We start from the raw sequence: 14,921 nt of genomic DNA, 5'->3' as shown, positions 1-14,921 counted from the left end.
CATTATGCTGGTTGAAGAATCAATGTCACTGCTTTGGGCGAGTTACTACGCTATTTCGCTACTGGTCTTCGTGGCTATTTACTTAACGCTGGTTATTCTTCCGCGTTTTTTTCGCCTGTTGCTGACCTGGATGATAGGAGGCGCAATGTGGGCACCAGCGCGGTTCAGTTTGCCATTAGTGGAAGAAGGTGAATTTTACACCGGCTGGGCACCTTCTGCGATGGTAACGGCGGTCGGCTTTCTGGAGGGAAATTCCTCTGCGTTTAAAGAAGGATTGCTATGGCTTTTGATCGGCATAACGCTTGGCGCCTTGATCGGGCTTGCGCTGTGGTGGGTTCGTCGTCCTTCGTCTACGGCTGAAAGCGATGCACCCGACGAGTCGCCTAAAAAATCTCGCCAGGAAGCTCCCGCTTCACCACGCCAGGAACCTGTTTTGTAATTCAGTTTTTTTGGTGGGAAATGTGGTGGCGGGACCTTTCGTTGCAAAGACAGATGCCACGCATTAGTCAGGAAGATAAGGATGCAACATCATGTGTGAGCTCATGGGTATGAGCGCCAATGTGCCAACGGATATCTGTTTCAGCTTTGCGGGCTTCCTTCATCGCGGAGGCGGCACGGGGCCGCACCGCGATGGCTGGGGAATTGCCTTTTACGAAGAGGGAGGCTACCGAGAGTTCCGGGACCCTCATCCTTCGGTTGATTCCCCGATCGCACGGCTGATTTGTGACTATCCCATCAAATCTAATGTGGTCATCAGCCATATACGACAGGCCAATGTGGGCGGGGTGAAACTTGCCAATACGCATCCTTTTACCCGCGAAATGTGGGGGAGACCCTGGTGTTATGCTCATAATGGCCAGCTAAGTGACTGGGAACCCTTGCCCTTCAATGGGTTTACGCCGGTAGGGACCACTGACAGCGAGCATGCTTTCTGTTTCCTGATGGGCGAATTACGCCGCCATTTTCCTTCTCCACCTGATGACCCTCAACCATTGTGGGAGTTGCTGCACCAATTGTGCGAGCAGCTACGTCTGCTGGGCGTTTTCAATATGCTGCTGTCAGACGGTGATTATTTTTACACCTTCTGCTCGACAAAGCTGTCACATATCACCCGTCGTGCGCCGTTTGGCGAAGCGGAACTTTCTGATGCAGAAATGACAGTGAATTTTGTTGAGCACACTACGCCAGACGATATTGTCTCTGTCATTGCCACTGAGCCACTGACGCACAACGAATGCTGGCAGCGCATGGTGCCAGGGGAATTACTTGTCTGGAAAGCGGGAGAAATCTGTGCCCGTTACCTGTCTAATGCATAAATTACCTGGTGTTGAATGTCTGTATTGAGTATGTGCCTGAAAAACAAAAGTTAACATTGTGTTAAAACATTGGTTTCAATCGGTCGTTTTACAGCGCGGGCGGTGTCGTATATGGTTACTTCAGTTATGACGCTGAAAATGCTGTTAACAACAATAAAGTCGGTATTAACACCGACTGGGAAAGTGGAGAATGCCGATGAGTGAATTTGCCAACGCCCCCGTGCTCAGAGGGCCCGCGCTGGAAGGCCTTGATCAATACAGCTCGATAACTGATGTTTTTCATGCCGCGATAAAGCGATTTTCAGACAAACCAGCGTTTACCTGTATGGGGAAGACGCTGAGTTTTGCTGACCTGGATCGGCTATCGGGAGATTTTGCTGCCTGGTTGCAGAATGAAACGGATCTGGAACCGGGTGACCGGATTGCGATTCAGCTGCCTAATGTGTTGCAGTTTCCGGTGGCGGTCTTTGGTGCGCTTCGCGCAGGGCTGGTGGTCGTTAATACGAACCCGCTCTATACCGAGCGTGAGATGGCGCACCAGTTCAAGGATTCGAACACCAAGGCCATTGTGATCCTGGCGAATATGGCCAGCAAGCTTGAAAAAGTGTTGGATAAAACTGACATCAAGCATGTGTTGGTAACGCAACTGGCAGACCTGCATGACGCGCCAAAGCGCTGGGTCATCAATGCCGTCGTCAAGCATGTGAAAAAAATGGTGCCCGCGTATTCGCTTCCGGGCGCTATTGGCTTTCGTGATGCGCTCAATAAAGGGGCTTCGCTTTCGCATCAGGACGTGCATCGCAATCTTGATGACCTCGCCGCGCTTCAATATACCGGGGGAACCACAGGAATGCCCAAAGGGGCAATGCTGACCCACCGCAACCTGGTGGCGAACATGCTGCAGGCGCGTGAAGCGATTGGCGGCACCCTGAGAGACGGGGAGGAGCTGATCATTGCCCCACTACCCGTTTATCATATCTATACTTTTACGGTTAACTGCCTGTTTTTGATGGAAACAGGGAATCATTCCCTGTTGATTACCAATCCTCGAGATCTTGATGCTTTCGTCAAAGAGCTGAAGGGAGTGCCATTCACCGGTTTTATCGGCCTTAACACGCTGTTTAATGCGCTGTGTAACCGTGAAGATTTCAAACAGCTCGACTTTTCGAACTTACGCTTGACGATTTCTGGCGGGATGGCGCTGACCAGTGCTGCTGCCAAGCGTTGGCAGGATGTCACTGGCTGCGTCGTGGCAGAAGGCTACGGGCTTACTGAAACGTCGCCCATTGTCAGCTTTAATCCTAGCGATTCGGTTAAACTTGGCAGTATAGGTAAACCCGTTGCCGGTACTGCCGTGAAAGTGGTGGATGCTGATGGGGCGGATGTTGCCTTTGGAGAGCCGGGTGAGCTTTGTGTGCAAGGCCCGCAGGTGATGAAAGGGTATTGGCAGCGCGAGGAAGAAACCCGTAACGCAATTGATGCGGAAGGCTGGTTTCACACCGGGGATATAGCGGTTATTGATGAGGATGGCTACCTGCATATCGTGGATCGCAAGAAAGACATGATTCTGGTGTCGGGGTTTAATGTGTATCCTAATGAAGTGGAAGATGTGATTGCAGGACACCCGGATGTGCTGGAAGCGGCCGCAGTCGGTGTCGCCGACGAGGATAGCGGCGAAGCTATCAAGCTGTTTGTGGTGTCTAAAAATGATCAGCTTACCGTTGAAGATGTCCGCAAATGGTGTAAAAAAGACCTGACCGGCTACAAAGTGCCAAAATTTGTCGAATTTCGTGATGAGTTGCCTAAAACGAATGTTGGCAAGGTTCTTCGGCGCGAATTGCGTGATGAAAAGGCAGCATCATGAACCGATAGAGGGATAATTCGGTGACGTTTCTGGTGGATGTGTGTTGCTGAATTACCTGCGTTAAGCCATGCCCGTTAGATGTCTTTTGCGCAAAAGCGTTACAATATATGGCCCGCTCACCGAGCGGGCCATGTTTTTGTTTACGTTTTGAATGTGTTTTTGCATATGGTGTTATGAAGAATGTTGTCTATGTTCTTGACCCGACCTGACAGGAAGATACGCTGATTGTGACTTCAGAGACGCCTATAACCGCCAGTGATGCCCAACGCCTGGAGCAGCTTTTCCAAGCCACGTCCCGTGTCATGTTACGTGAGGCCGAATCGTTAAATAAGCGCTTGGTAGGCTTGAAACGACGTCTACAAAGCCAACAGCCGATAGATCGTGGGCTCGACAAAGTTGAGCACGAGTTACGTCGTGCTGAACGCACCCTGGCCCAGCGGGAGGCGCTCAAGGTTACTCTCAATTATCCTGCAGAGCTGCCCGTGGTTGAGCGGCGTGAAGATATTCTGCGCGCGCTTGACGATCATCAGGTCGTGGTGGTGGCCGGGGAGACCGGGTCAGGTAAAACGACTCAGCTACCCAAACTCTGTCTTGAGCTTGGGCGTGGACGGCGTGGATTGATAGGCCATACCCAGCCGCGTCGGTTGGCTGCGCGCAGTGTGGCCACGCGTCTGGCCGAAGAGCTGGAAGTGTCGCTGGGAGACCAGGTGGGTTACCAGGTGCGCTTTACCGACCAGAGTAGCGCCACGACACTGGTCAAGTTAATGACGGACGGTATTTTGCTGGCCGAAACCCAGCACGATCCGCTATTGCTCCGTTACGATACCATCATCATTGATGAAGCCCATGAGCGCAGCCTGAACATTGATTTTCTGCTGGGGTATCTGAAACGTCTGTTGCCCAAACGGCCTGATCTGAAAATCATCATTACTTCAGCCACGATTGATGTTGAGCGCTTTGCCGCTCACTTTGGCACGCCTGAAACCCCCGCCCCAGTGGTTGAGGTGACAGGGCGAACCTACCCGGTTGATGTGCATTACCGGCCCCTGGTTCGGGATGCTGACGATGAGGAAGACCGCACTTTGCAAGAAGGCATCGTCCACGCGGTAGAAGAAATCGAGCAGATCGAGCGTGAAAAAGGCTGGCTGCATGGCCCGCGCGATGTGTTGATCTTTTTGCCAGGTGAGCGAGAGATTCGCGAAACTGCCGATACGCTGCGTCGTGCTGACTTGAAAGGTACGGAAATCCTGCCGCTTTACGCTCGTCTTTCCAATGCTGAGCAAAATCGTGTTTTTGCTCCTCACCGCGGGCGCCGGATTGTGCTGGCAACTAACGTGGCGGAAACGTCTTTGACGGTCCCTGGGATTCGTTATGTGATTGATCCGGGTCTGGTGCGTATCAGCCGTTACAGCTATCGCTCGAAAATCCAGCGCTTGCCGGTGGAGCCCGTCAGTCAGGCCAGTGCCAATCAGCGTAAAGGGCGGTGTGGCCGTGTGGCAGAAGGGGTCTGCTTACGCCTGTATGACGAAGACGATTTTCTTGCGCGGCCAGCGTTTACCGACCCTGAAATTCAGCGCACCAATCTGGCTTCGGTGATTCTATCGATGCTGGCATTGAAGCTGGGTGACATTGAGGCGTTTCCGTTTGTTGATCCGCCAGATAGTCGCTTTATCACGGACGGTTTTCGCTTGCTGTTTGAACTGGGTGCGGTAACCGAACAGCAGCACCTGACGCCATTGGGGCGTAAGCTGGCCCGTTTGCCTATCGACCCCCGCCTTGCCCGAATGGTGTTAGAGGGCGCGGATCGCGGAAGTCTGCGCGATGTGCTGATCGTGGTGTCGGCGCTGGCCATTCAGGACCCGCGAGACCGCCCGGCAGACAAGCGCCAGGCGGCCGACCAGGCCCATTTGCGCTGGCATGACCCGGAGTCTGATTTTGTGGCTGTGCTGAATCTCTGGCATGGCATTGAAAACGCCCGTGAGGCGCTATCAGGTAACCAGCTTCGCCGCTGGTGCCGCGAGCACTATATTAACTATCTGCGGGTACGCGAATGGCACGATACTTTCCGCCAACTACGTCAGTTACTGCGTGACATGAGCATTGAGGTGCCGTCTCCGCCGCCCGTTGACCCAGAGCAGAGTGAAGAGGAGGCCCGCAAGCTGCGCCGCAAGACCTCCGGTAAGCTTCATCAGGCGCTGCTTTCCGGGCTGTTATCAAACCTTGGCATGCTGACGGAAAATCGCGAGTACCTGGGGGCGCGCAATCGCAAATTCATGATTCACCCAGGCTCAGGGTTGGCGAAAAAATCGCCGAAATGGCTAATGGCCTTTGAACTGGTGGAAACCTCCCGCCTGTTTGCGCGTACGGTGGCCAAAATTGATCCAGCGTGGATCGAGCCTCAGGCACTACACCTGGTCAAGCGCAGTTATTCCGACCCGCACTGGGAAATGAAACGCGCTCAGGTGGTGGCAAAAGAACAGGTGACGCTGTTCGGGCTGCCGATTGTAGCCGGACGCCGTGTACATTACGGCCCGATTGCCCCGCAGGAATCCCGTGAGCTGTTTATTCGTCGGGCCCTGGTAGAAGGGGAGTTCCGTACGCGGGGTGAGTTTTTTGACTACAATCGTGCGTTGATCGACGAAGTGACTGACCTGGAAGACCGCGCCCGTCGGCGGGATATTCTGGTCGATGAAGATACACTCTTCGCCTTTTACGACGAACGCCTACCCGATAATATCGTTAACGGTAAAGGGTTTGAACACTGGCGCAAGAAAGTCGAACGCAGTGACCCCGATTGCCTTAAGTTCGATATCGAGACGCTAAAGGCGCGGGATGCCGCTGAAATTACCCAGGCAGATTACCCGGATCACCTGATTCTCAATGGCAATGCGTACCCTCTCAGCTATCATTTTGCGCCAGAGGCGGACGACGACGGGGTGACGCTAACCGTACCGGCTGCCATGCTGCCGCAGTTGCCTGCTTACGCGCTTGAGTGGCTGGTGCCGGGGCTATTACGGGAAAAGTGCATTGCGCTGCTCAAGTCGCTTCCGAAATCGATCCGTCGCCAGGTCGTGCCGATTCCAGATTGGGTCGACGCTGCTCTGGAAACGCTGGTGCCAGATGATCGCCCGTTAACCGAGGCGCTGGGAGAATTTATCCGCCGCCGTACGGCTACCCGCGTGCATCCCGATGACTGGCGTCTGGAGCAGTTGCCAGCGCACCTGTTCATGAACCTCAAAGTGATCAGCCATGCTGGTGAAGTGATCGGTCAAGGGCGGGATCTGCGTGCCCTGGAAAAGCGCTTTGAAGAGGCGGCAAGCGCGGGGGCCAGAGCCATGGCCGAGCAGGCAAGTCAGGCGCCGGCGGTGAGCCATTTGCCCGACGAGCCTCTACCGGCGTCGAAAGTGACTGAGCAGTCAGGTATTCGGGTAGAGGCTTATCCGGCGTTAGTGAATGAAGGGGCAGCATTTAATGTTGTGCTGTTCGATCATCCCGCCAAAGCCGAGATGGCACACAGGGATGGCGTGACGCATCTGGCGATGACGCAGCGACCTGAGGCCGTTAAGGCCATCAGGCAGCTTAAAGGTCTCGACACCTGTGCACTGCTGTTTGCCAAAGTCGGTAGCAAACAGGCGCTGGTGGATGATCTTGTGAAAGCCGTCTTTGCTCAGGTGGTTGCGGTTGAGCCACTGCCACGCTCTGCCACTGAACTTGAAAAACGCCTGGAAGAGAGTGAGTCGTCACTTCTGAATCATGCAGAAACACTACTGACTCAGGTGGAAGCGGCGTTGAAAGCTCATCTGGAGGTAGCCAAGCAGTTGAAGGGCAACATTAACTTTGCGCTAGCGTTGACCTACAGTGATATAAAGCAGCAAATGCTGAGACTGGTTTACCCGGGTTTTATCAGCGATGCTGGAGAGTGGCTGATGGAGTATCCACGTTACATGGAGGCGGCGCTTATCCGTCTTGAAAAAGCCCCGCGTGAACGTGGGCGTGACCAGATGATGTTGGCGGAAGTGCAGGCGCTTGAAGAACGCTGGGAAGCGCGCCGAGCTGCAGAACGCCGTGGGCAGGTGGAAGCGCCAGCGCTGCTGGATTTTGGCTGGTGGCTGCAGGAACTGCGCGTTTCGCTATTTGCCCAACAGTTGGGCACTAAAATGCCAGTCTCGGTCAAGCGGCTTGAAAAGCATTGGGAAACGATTACGCGGCAGTAAAGACATGAATATTTGTTAAAACACTAGTGATACGCCCCCGAAAGGCACAAAGTAGGTTATTAACTAAGTCAGTTTTAACTTAGTCAGGTTTAACTAAGCTAGGTTATTAACTGAGTCAGGTTGTTCACTTACGAGGTGATGTGGGGCATTCACGCAGCAGCTTATTACGAATCATGATGGGCAGTCAGGCAGCATGCCAGCTCACAGCATTGCAAAATGGCGGCGTATCGTCGAAAGGAGAAACACATGACAGACGTGGTGATTACCGGTACGGGGCTTTATACGCCGGAACACGCCATCGATAACGACGCGCTGGTGGCAACATTCAACGCCTGGGTTGAACAGGAAAATAACCGTAATGCCGAGGCAATTGCTGCCGGCGAATGTGAGCCACTGGCCTATTCAAGCAGTGAGTTTATCGAGAAAGCATCCGGTATCAAAAGCCGCTATGTGCTGGATGCTGACGGTATACTTGATCCGCAACGCATGCGTCCGCAGCTTCCTCAGCGTGGTAATGACGAACTTTCCATTCAGGCTGAAATGGCGATAGCCTCTGCCAGACAGGCATTAACGGCGGCGGAGGTAGAGGCCAGTGACATTGAGCTGGTGATTGTCGGTTGCTCAAACCTGGAGCGTGCCTACCCGGCAGTCGCGATTGAGGTTCAGCAGGCGTTGGGGGCTCAAGGCTATGGATTTGATATGAACGTGGCCTGCAGTTCAGCGACATTTGCGATTCAGACCGCTGCCAATGCGATCGCCTCGGGGAGCGTACAGCGGGCGTTGGTAGTCAATCCTGAAATCTGCTCAGCGCACCTGAACTTTAGAGATCGTGACAGCCACTTTATTTTCGGCGATGCTTGTACAGCAATGGTACTGGAAAATCGTGTTATTGCCAGGGCGCAACAACAGTTCATGCTTTTGGGGACACGGCTGGTGACGAGTTTCTCCAATGCGATCCGCAACAACGCCGGGTTTTTGAATCGGGTGACGGACAGTGATCCACAGGCGCTGGACAAGCTGTTTATTCAGGAAGGTCGACGCGTGTTCAAAGAAGTGTGCCCGATGGTGGCGCGACTGATTACCGGGCATCTGAGTGCGCTTGAACTGGCGGGCAGTGATGTGAAACGCATGTGGTTACATCAGGCAAACCGTCATATGAACGATCTGATTGCGCGTAAAGTGCTGGGTTTTGACCCGGATGCGTCACAAGCACCCATCATTCTTGATCAGTATGCCAATACCAGCTCAGCAGGTTCGATCATTGCGTTTCATTTACATCAGAAAGGGCTTGAAGTCGGTGATGTCGGGGTGATCTGTTCCTTTGGTGCTGGCTACAGTGCCGGTAGTGTGGTGCTGGAGAAAGTCGTGTGAAGAGGAATTGCATGAAAACTCTGCATAGGCAGGCGTTATCGCAGCACCTTCAATGGGTAGGTTTTTAGAGTAGTGCTTTGAGAGTAAATGCAATGTTGAAGCAGTTAAGGTTGAAGCAGTTAAGTGCAAGGATAGTGAAGAGAGGGCAACCCGCCAGATGGCTGGCGGTTTTTTTCGTTCTGGGCCTTGTCACCGGGTTAAGCGGCTGTGCGACGACGGGCAATGCGCCTGCCGAGACGGCTGAACGAGAGCAGGCTGAACAGGAGCAGTCTCATCCGGATGATCCCTGGGAAGGGTTTAATCGACGCGTTTTTGCATTTAACGACGTAGTGGACCGTTATACGCTCAAGCCGGTTTCACAGGCCTATGTAAAAGTCATACCTGGGCCAGTTCGAACTGGCGTGGGAAATGTGTTTTCCAACCTGGGTGAGGTGCGGACGGCAGTCAATAGCCTGCTGCAAGGTAAACCCGGTAATGCGGGCCTTGCCACGTCACGTTTTTTGATCAACTCCACGGTAGGGCTTGCTGGCCTGCTGGATTACGCGACATTGATGGAAATTACCGCAGACAAGGAAGACTTTGGTCAGACATTGGGCGTATGGGGTTGGGAAGACTCCCGTTACCTTGTACTGCCGCTCTGGGGGCCAAGTACCCTGCGTGATACAGCAGGCTTACTGCCGGATCGTGAGCTTTACCCGATCACCTATCTGGACAGTGATGTGGAACTGGCCCTGCAATTTCTGAGGATTGTTCACGCGCGTGCCGGCATTCTTGATCAGGAATCGATGATCCAGGGGGAGCGGTATAGTTTTGTGCGCGATGCTTACTTGCAGCGGCGTACCTTTCTCATCAACGATGGTGAGCTAGGTGACGATCCGTTTACGATGGACGACTTTGAATTCGATGACGCGGATTTTGATGATGACGCGTTCGCCGATTGAGGCCTCTCATGCAGCGTTCAAAGCAGTTAATTGCGGTAATTGATGAGCCAGGTGAGGAACGCGATGCCCTGGCGGAAGCGATCACCTGTAAGGGCCTTGGGGTGTTCGCCGCCGACAGTATTGAGCACCTGCCAGCAGAAACGGCACTGATCGTGGCCCATGCGCGAGCCGTGCCACGTCAGCACTGGTCAGGGCTTTCACACCGCTTACCAACCCTGGTGGTCAGCGAGTCGCGCCAGGATGCCGACCTGATCAAGGCGATTGATGTTGGCCTGGTGGATTATATTGTACATCCTCTTCGCCATGCGGAATTGCTGCGCAGAATGATACGCAAAGCCATTGAACTGCATCAACTGGCACAGGAGCGTGAGCGCGACCGTGCCCGATTGGCTGAATTGAACGAAAGCCTGGAAACTCACCTGGCATTGTTACGCATGGATCAGCAAAGCGGCGGCCATATCCAGCGTCGTTTACTGCCGGCTCATCCTAATGTGATTAACGGGGTCTATTTCGATTACTGGTTTGCCCCGTCACTTTATCTGTCTGGTGATTTTCTTGACTATCAGCGTTACGATGAACGCTTCAGTGCGTTCTATTTTGCTGATGTATCCGGGCATGGTGCCTCATCAGCGTTTGTTACCGTGCTGTTGAAATACCTGTGTAATCGCTGGTTGAATGAGTGGGATGGCGAACGGCCGGAGCGTTTGCCAGCAGACTGGCTACTGGCACTGAACCGGGAGCTTCAGGGGACGGATATCGGTAAACATGCCACTCTTTTTGTCGGCGTTATTGACCACCAGGCTCAGAGGCTTCACTATTCGCTCGGAGCTCAGTTGCCGATGCCATTTCTGAACGTGGGCGGAAAAATATCACGTCTGAAAGGTGAGGGAATGCCGGTTGGATTATTCCCTGATGTGGAATATCCGTCCTTCACTCTTGAGTTGCCCGAGCAGTTTTCGCTATGGCTTTGTTCAGACGGTGTTCTGGAGTGTCTTTCCGGTGCGACGCTTGATGATCGGCTGGACGAGCTGGAGCAACTGATCAACCAGAGTTCTACCCTTGAACAGCTAAGAGACCGGCTTGCCTTTACCAGCCAGTTAATTAGCGATGATGAAGCATTCGATAGTGAAGTCACCCCTGATCGTAATGCTCTGCCCGACGATCTGACAATCATGATGGTGAGCGGATTTGGTCATGTTGAGTGAAGAAGGTCGTATTAAAGCGGCGTTTGAATCTGGTGTTTTTGTCCTCAAGCTGTGCGGCGATGTCCGCTTGACACTGTGTGCAACGTTGGATTCCCAGGCGCAGCGCCTGGCGCAGACCCCTGGATTACAGGCTGTCATGATTGATCTGCGAGAAGCGACGAACGTTGACTCAACCGCGTTAGGTTTTTTGGCCAAGGTAGCCATCGCGGTGAAAGGCCGCCTGGAGCAGCCACCTACCATCATTGTTGATAACCCTGATGTGCGCAAAATGCTCGACGTCATGGGGTTTTCGCGTTTCTTTACCTTGATGAATACGCCGTTGAAACAACCGTTGCCTGTTGTGGATGAAGAGCTGCCGGAAGTACCCGCTGACGAACAGGGAATGCGTGAGCGCATTCTTGAAGCCCACCGCATTCTGATGCACATGAACGAGCATAACCGGGAGCAGTTTCAGCCACTGGTCGAGATGCTGGAAGCGCAGGATAAATAAACAACGCCGACAAGATTGTCGGCGTCATCACCGTGAATAGATTAACTGCGACGCAGCTCAGCCAGCAGTGATTCCAACTGATGCTGGTCAGCCATGAATTTGCGAATCCCTTCAGCCAGTTTGTCATTGGCCATCTCGTCTTCATTCATCTGCCAGCGGAACGTTGCTTCATCAAGTGGCTGATCCGCTTCTGAGTTGCCGCGTGTCGCCTTAAGGCGTTGCGCCAACTCTCCCTGTTGCTGATCAAGTTCCTCAAGCAGCTTGGGGGAAATCGTCAGCCGGTCGCAGCCTGCCAGTGCCTGAATTTCGCCAATATTGCGGAAGCTGGCCCCCATCACGATCGTTGGGTAATCGTGAGCTTTGTAGTAATCGTAAATGCGCTTGACGGATTGAACGCCCGGATCCTGGTCGCCACTGAAGTCAGCCTCGGGTTGGCGTGCTTTGTGCCAGTCAAGAATGCGACCGACAAACGGTGAGATCAAGGTGGCACCTGCATCGGCGCATGCCTGTGCCTGGGTGAAACCGAACAGCAGGGTAAGATTCGTTCGAATGCCATCCCGTTCCAGTTCGCGTGCTGCCTGAATGCCTTCCCAGGTTGAAGCCATTTTAATAAGAATGCGTTCTGCGCCAACCCCTTTGCGTTGGTAGCGTTCAATCAGTGCGTGAGCACGGGCGATGGTTGCGTTGCGGTCAAAAGAGAGGCGTGCGCTGACCTCGGTTGATATGTAGCCGGGTACCAGCTCGCTGATTTCACTGCCGATATCCACGGCAACGCGATCGACGGCCTCGTCGACATCGGCACTGTCTCGGGCGATCTTGGCCAGCTGTTCGCGGCGGGCTTCCTGTTGGGAAGCCTGCAGAATCAATGACGGATTCGTCGTGGCATCCTGCGGTTGAAAACGGCGAATGGCTTCCAGATCACCGGTGTCGGCCACCACAGTGGTCATCGTTTTAAGTTGGGAAAGTAAGCTCGTCGCCATATAACACTCCTTGGTAGTTATATTGAGTACTTTACCAAGGTGTCAGCACTTCGAACAGAGACCGACAAAGTTACTAAAAGACGATATACTTAGCGCCCTAATCAGTTAGATGATAAAAGGAAACTCATGCAACTTGATGCGCGTCGTGTAGCGATACTGGTCGCGGCGAATACGGCATTAGCGCCATTCGCTATTGATGCTTATCTGCCGGCAATGTCGGCACTGGCGGCGTCTGTTGACGCCAGTATTCACCATACCGAACTTTCCATCAGTATTTTCCTGTTCGGTTTTGCGTTCGGCCAGCTATTCTTTGGGCCGTTATCTGACCGTTTGGGACGCAAGCCGGTACTGATGGGAGGGTTGATGGTGTTTGCCCTGGCAAGTCTCGCCATCACCCAGGTCGAAAGCCTGACATCGCTGTTGGTCTGGCGTTTTATTCAGGCACTGGGCGGTGGTGCCTGCGTGGTCAATTCGGCAGCCATCGTGCGTGACTGTTTTCAGGGTCGTGAGGCGGCCAGGGTCATGTCCACCATGGCCATGATCATGATGTTGGCCCCACTGGTGGCGCCCGCGGTGGGCAGTGTTCTGCTGATAGTGGCCGGTTGGTGGTTAATCTTTGTGTTTTTGGCGGTATACGCGGCTTTTCTGGCATGGCTTCTGGGTACACAGTTACCGGAAACCCGCGATATGACTCAGCCTGTTGCTTCACCGCGTCAGGTAATCCGCAATTACGCCAGCGTACTGAAGCATCGGGAAGGCATGGGATATATCTGTGCGGTTGCCGCGTCTTTTGCAGGCCTGTTTGCCTTTGTAACGGCATCGCCATTTCTGTACCTGGATTATTTTTCTTTATCGCCAACGGTTTATCCGTTTGTATTCGGGGTCAATGTCGTGGTGATTGCGTTTTCTAATCGAGTGAATATCTACCTGCTCAAAAAACGCACGCCTCAGCAGAATTTACGTCTGGGTTTGACCGTTCAGCTGTTTGCCGCGTCAGCGCTTGTGCTGGCGATGTTATTGAATCTGGCGACCTTGCCGGTGGTGGTCGTTCTTGTCATGTTATTTACCGGCATGATCGGTTTGATTACCCCCAACGCCATTTCCTCTTTGCTGGATCATTTCGGGCATATCAGTGCAACGGCGACGGCGCTGCTGGGTGGGATTCAGTTTGGTTGCGGGGCGCTTGCGGGCATGATGGTGGGTTTGTTCGAGGTCGAGCATATCGCCCCCATGGTGCTGACCATGCTGGCGGCATCGGTGCTGGGTAATATCGGCGTCAGGTTATTGACGCCGCCTGACAGCGAGGAGGAGCCGAGTCGATAAGAGGTCATGCTTCTAGACACATTGTTTAACAAAAAGATTGTTTTGGTTGTCATGAAGCTGTCATGGAAGGCAGGCAATGTGTGTCATGCGAAGGCCAGATCCCTTACATGAACAGGAGTATTTCGCATGAACCGTATTCTCAAAACTACCGTTATCGCTGCCGCTGTAATGAGCGTTGCCGGTTTGGCTCAAGCCCGCGAACAAATCAACATTGTTGGCTCCAGCACCGTTTACCCGTTTGCCAGCTTCGTATCTGAAGAGTTCGGTGCAACGACTAACTACCCGACGCCAGTGATTGAATCTACTGGTTCAGGTGGCGGTATGCGCTTGTTCTGTAATGGTATCGGTGAAGGTACACCGGATATTACCAACTCCTCACGCCGTATGAAGGTATCCGAGTTTGAGCGCTGTGAAGAAAATGGCGTGACAGACATCACGGAAGTCTATATCGGTAGTGATGGTATCGCCTTTGCTCAGACAAACGAGAATGAGCCGATGCCGGTAACACGCGAGCAGATCTTCCTGGCAGCTGCCCAGCTGGTACCGGTAGATGGTGAGCTGGTTGAAAACCCTTACACCAACTGGAATCAGATTGATCCGTCTCTGCCGGATCGCGAAATCGTGATCGTAGGGCCGCCGACCACTTCCGGTACCCGTGATTCCTTTGAAGAGTTGGTCATGGAAGCTGCATCCGAGAGCTTCCCGGAATATGGTGAAGAGTATTCTGACCTGCGTACCGACGGTGCTTGGATTGACGGTGGCGAAAACGATAACCTGATTGTTCAGCGCCTGACTCAGGACAGCACAGCATTTGGTGTCTTCGGTTACTCCTTCCTGGAAGAAAACGATCATCTGCTGCTTGCCTCCAGCATCGATGGTGTTGATCCGTCTCCTGACACCATCGCCTCTGATGAGTATCCGGTCGCGCGTACCATGTTCTTCTATGTCAAGAATCAGCACGCGGATGATGTCCCGGTCATGTATGACTACGCCGAAATGTTTGTCTCTGACATGATGATTGGTGCGGATGGCCTGTTGAAGGATATCGGTCTGATCGTCCCAACAGCGGAAGCATTGGAGCGTGTTCAGTCTGATCTGGCTGATCGTAAACAGCTGACTGCAGATATGCTCAAGTAAACAGTTACGCTAGACGTGAAGACCGACGCCAGGTGGCGTCGGTCTTTCTTTTTTTAGGCCATCATTCTGGCGGCTTTCAT

At 53.3% G+C, this 14,921-nt stretch carries 11 protein-coding genes; 10 read left to right on the top strand and 1 reads right to left on the bottom strand.

Features of this window, described 5'->3' with window-relative positions; all coding sequences use genetic code 11:
* The first annotated feature begins 4 nt into the window (after positions 1–4).
* The 8 genes from ACU6TU_RS10525 to ACU6TU_RS10490 all read left to right on the top strand — a co-directional run bounded on the left by ACU6TU_RS10525 (position 5) and on the right by ACU6TU_RS10490 (position 11,401).
* On the top strand, positions 5–439 hold the full coding sequence (locus ACU6TU_RS10525) for a hypothetical protein (protein ID WP_447141377.1): 435 nt from the start codon (positions 5–7) through the stop codon (positions 437–439).
* Between the two features lie 91 nt (positions 440–530).
* A complete protein-coding gene (locus ACU6TU_RS10520; protein ID WP_447141376.1) occupies positions 531–1,316 on the top strand; it encodes a class II glutamine amidotransferase in 786 nt (261 codons plus the stop codon).
* Positions 1,317–1,512: 196 nt separating this feature from the next.
* On the top strand, positions 1,513–3,180 hold the full coding sequence (locus ACU6TU_RS10515; RefSeq protein WP_447141375.1) for an AMP-binding protein: 1,668 nt from the start codon (positions 1,513–1,515) through the stop codon (positions 3,178–3,180).
* A 302-nt stretch (positions 3,181–3,482) separates the two neighbouring features.
* Positions 3,483–7,394 (top strand): ATP-dependent RNA helicase HrpA, encoded by a 3,912-nt coding sequence (gene hrpA / locus ACU6TU_RS10510; protein WP_447144229.1) that lies wholly within the window; start codon positions 3,483–3,485, stop codon positions 7,392–7,394.
* Positions 7,395–7,640: 246 nt separating this feature from the next.
* Positions 7,641–8,765, top strand: coding sequence for a beta-ketoacyl-ACP synthase III (locus ACU6TU_RS10505; protein ID WP_447141374.1), 1,125 nt, complete (start codon positions 7,641–7,643; stop codon positions 8,763–8,765).
* Between the two features lie 134 nt (positions 8,766–8,899).
* On the top strand, positions 8,900–9,706 hold the full coding sequence (locus ACU6TU_RS10500; RefSeq protein WP_447141373.1) for an MlaA family lipoprotein: 807 nt from the start codon (positions 8,900–8,902) through the stop codon (positions 9,704–9,706).
* A gap of 8 nt (positions 9,707–9,714) precedes the next feature.
* Positions 9,715–10,911 carry a PP2C family protein-serine/threonine phosphatase gene (locus ACU6TU_RS10495; protein WP_447141372.1) on the top strand — a complete coding sequence of 399 codons (1,197 nt, stop codon included), beginning with the start codon at positions 9,715–9,717 and terminating at the stop codon, positions 10,909–10,911.
* A complete protein-coding gene (locus tag ACU6TU_RS10490) occupies positions 10,901–11,401 on the top strand; it encodes an STAS domain-containing protein (protein WP_447141371.1) in 501 nt (166 codons plus the stop codon). Before ACU6TU_RS10495 ends, ACU6TU_RS10490 begins: the two co-directional genes overlap by 11 nt.
* Before the next feature lie 41 nt (positions 11,402–11,442).
* Here ACU6TU_RS10490 and tal read toward each other — a convergent pair whose 3' ends face one another.
* A complete protein-coding gene (tal, locus tag ACU6TU_RS10485) occupies positions 11,443–12,381 on the bottom strand; it encodes a transaldolase (protein WP_447141370.1) in 939 nt (312 codons plus the stop codon).
* Positions 12,382–12,507: 126 nt separating this feature from the next.
* On the opposite strand from tal, the gene ACU6TU_RS10480 reads away from it, so the two are divergent.
* Together ACU6TU_RS10480 and ACU6TU_RS10475 are read left to right on the top strand one after the other, a co-directional pair.
* Positions 12,508–13,704 carry a Bcr/CflA family multidrug efflux MFS transporter gene (locus ACU6TU_RS10480; protein ID WP_447141369.1) on the top strand — a complete coding sequence of 399 codons (1,197 nt, stop codon included), beginning with the start codon at positions 12,508–12,510 and terminating at the stop codon, positions 13,702–13,704.
* Between the two features lie 126 nt (positions 13,705–13,830).
* Positions 13,831–14,841 carry a substrate-binding domain-containing protein gene (locus tag ACU6TU_RS10475; RefSeq protein ID WP_447141368.1) on the top strand — a complete coding sequence of 337 codons (1,011 nt, stop codon included), beginning with the start codon at positions 13,831–13,833 and terminating at the stop codon, positions 14,839–14,841.
* Positions 14,842–14,921: the final 80 nt, after the last annotated feature.

Source organism: Halomonas sp. LS-001, assembly GCF_052983955.1.
Note: the sequence above shows the minus strand (reverse complement) of the source record. Positions and strands in the feature narration are given on the sequence as shown.

Bases quoted from the DNA above. Each gene is read 5' to 3' on its own strand.
- ACU6TU_RS10525 (WP_447141377.1), top strand. From the start codon at position 5: ATGCTGGTTGAAGAATCAATGTCACTGCTTTGGGCGAGTTACTACGCT.
- ACU6TU_RS10520 (WP_447141376.1), top strand. From the start codon at position 531: ATGTGTGAGCTCATGGGTATGAGCGCCAATGTGCCAACGGATATCTGT.
- ACU6TU_RS10515 (WP_447141375.1), top strand. From the start codon at position 1,513: ATGAGTGAATTTGCCAACGCCCCCGTGCTCAGAGGGCCCGCGCTGGAA.
- hrpA (WP_447144229.1), top strand. From the start codon at position 3,483: ATGTTACGTGAGGCCGAATCGTTAAATAAGCGCTTGGTAGGCTTGAAA.
- ACU6TU_RS10505 (WP_447141374.1), top strand. From the start codon at position 7,641: ATGACAGACGTGGTGATTACCGGTACGGGGCTTTATACGCCGGAACAC.
- ACU6TU_RS10495 (WP_447141372.1), top strand. From the start codon at position 9,715: ATGCAGCGTTCAAAGCAGTTAATTGCGGTAATTGATGAGCCAGGTGAG.
- ACU6TU_RS10490 (WP_447141371.1), top strand. From the start codon at position 10,901: ATGTTGAGTGAAGAAGGTCGTATTAAAGCGGCGTTTGAATCTGGTGTT.
- tal (WP_447141370.1), bottom strand. From the start codon at position 12,381: ATGGCGACGAGCTTACTTTCCCAACTTAAAACGATGACCACTGTGGTG.
- ACU6TU_RS10480 (WP_447141369.1), top strand. From the start codon at position 12,508: ATGCAACTTGATGCGCGTCGTGTAGCGATACTGGTCGCGGCGAATACG.
- ACU6TU_RS10475 (WP_447141368.1), top strand. From the start codon at position 13,831: ATGAACCGTATTCTCAAAACTACCGTTATCGCTGCCGCTGTAATGAGC.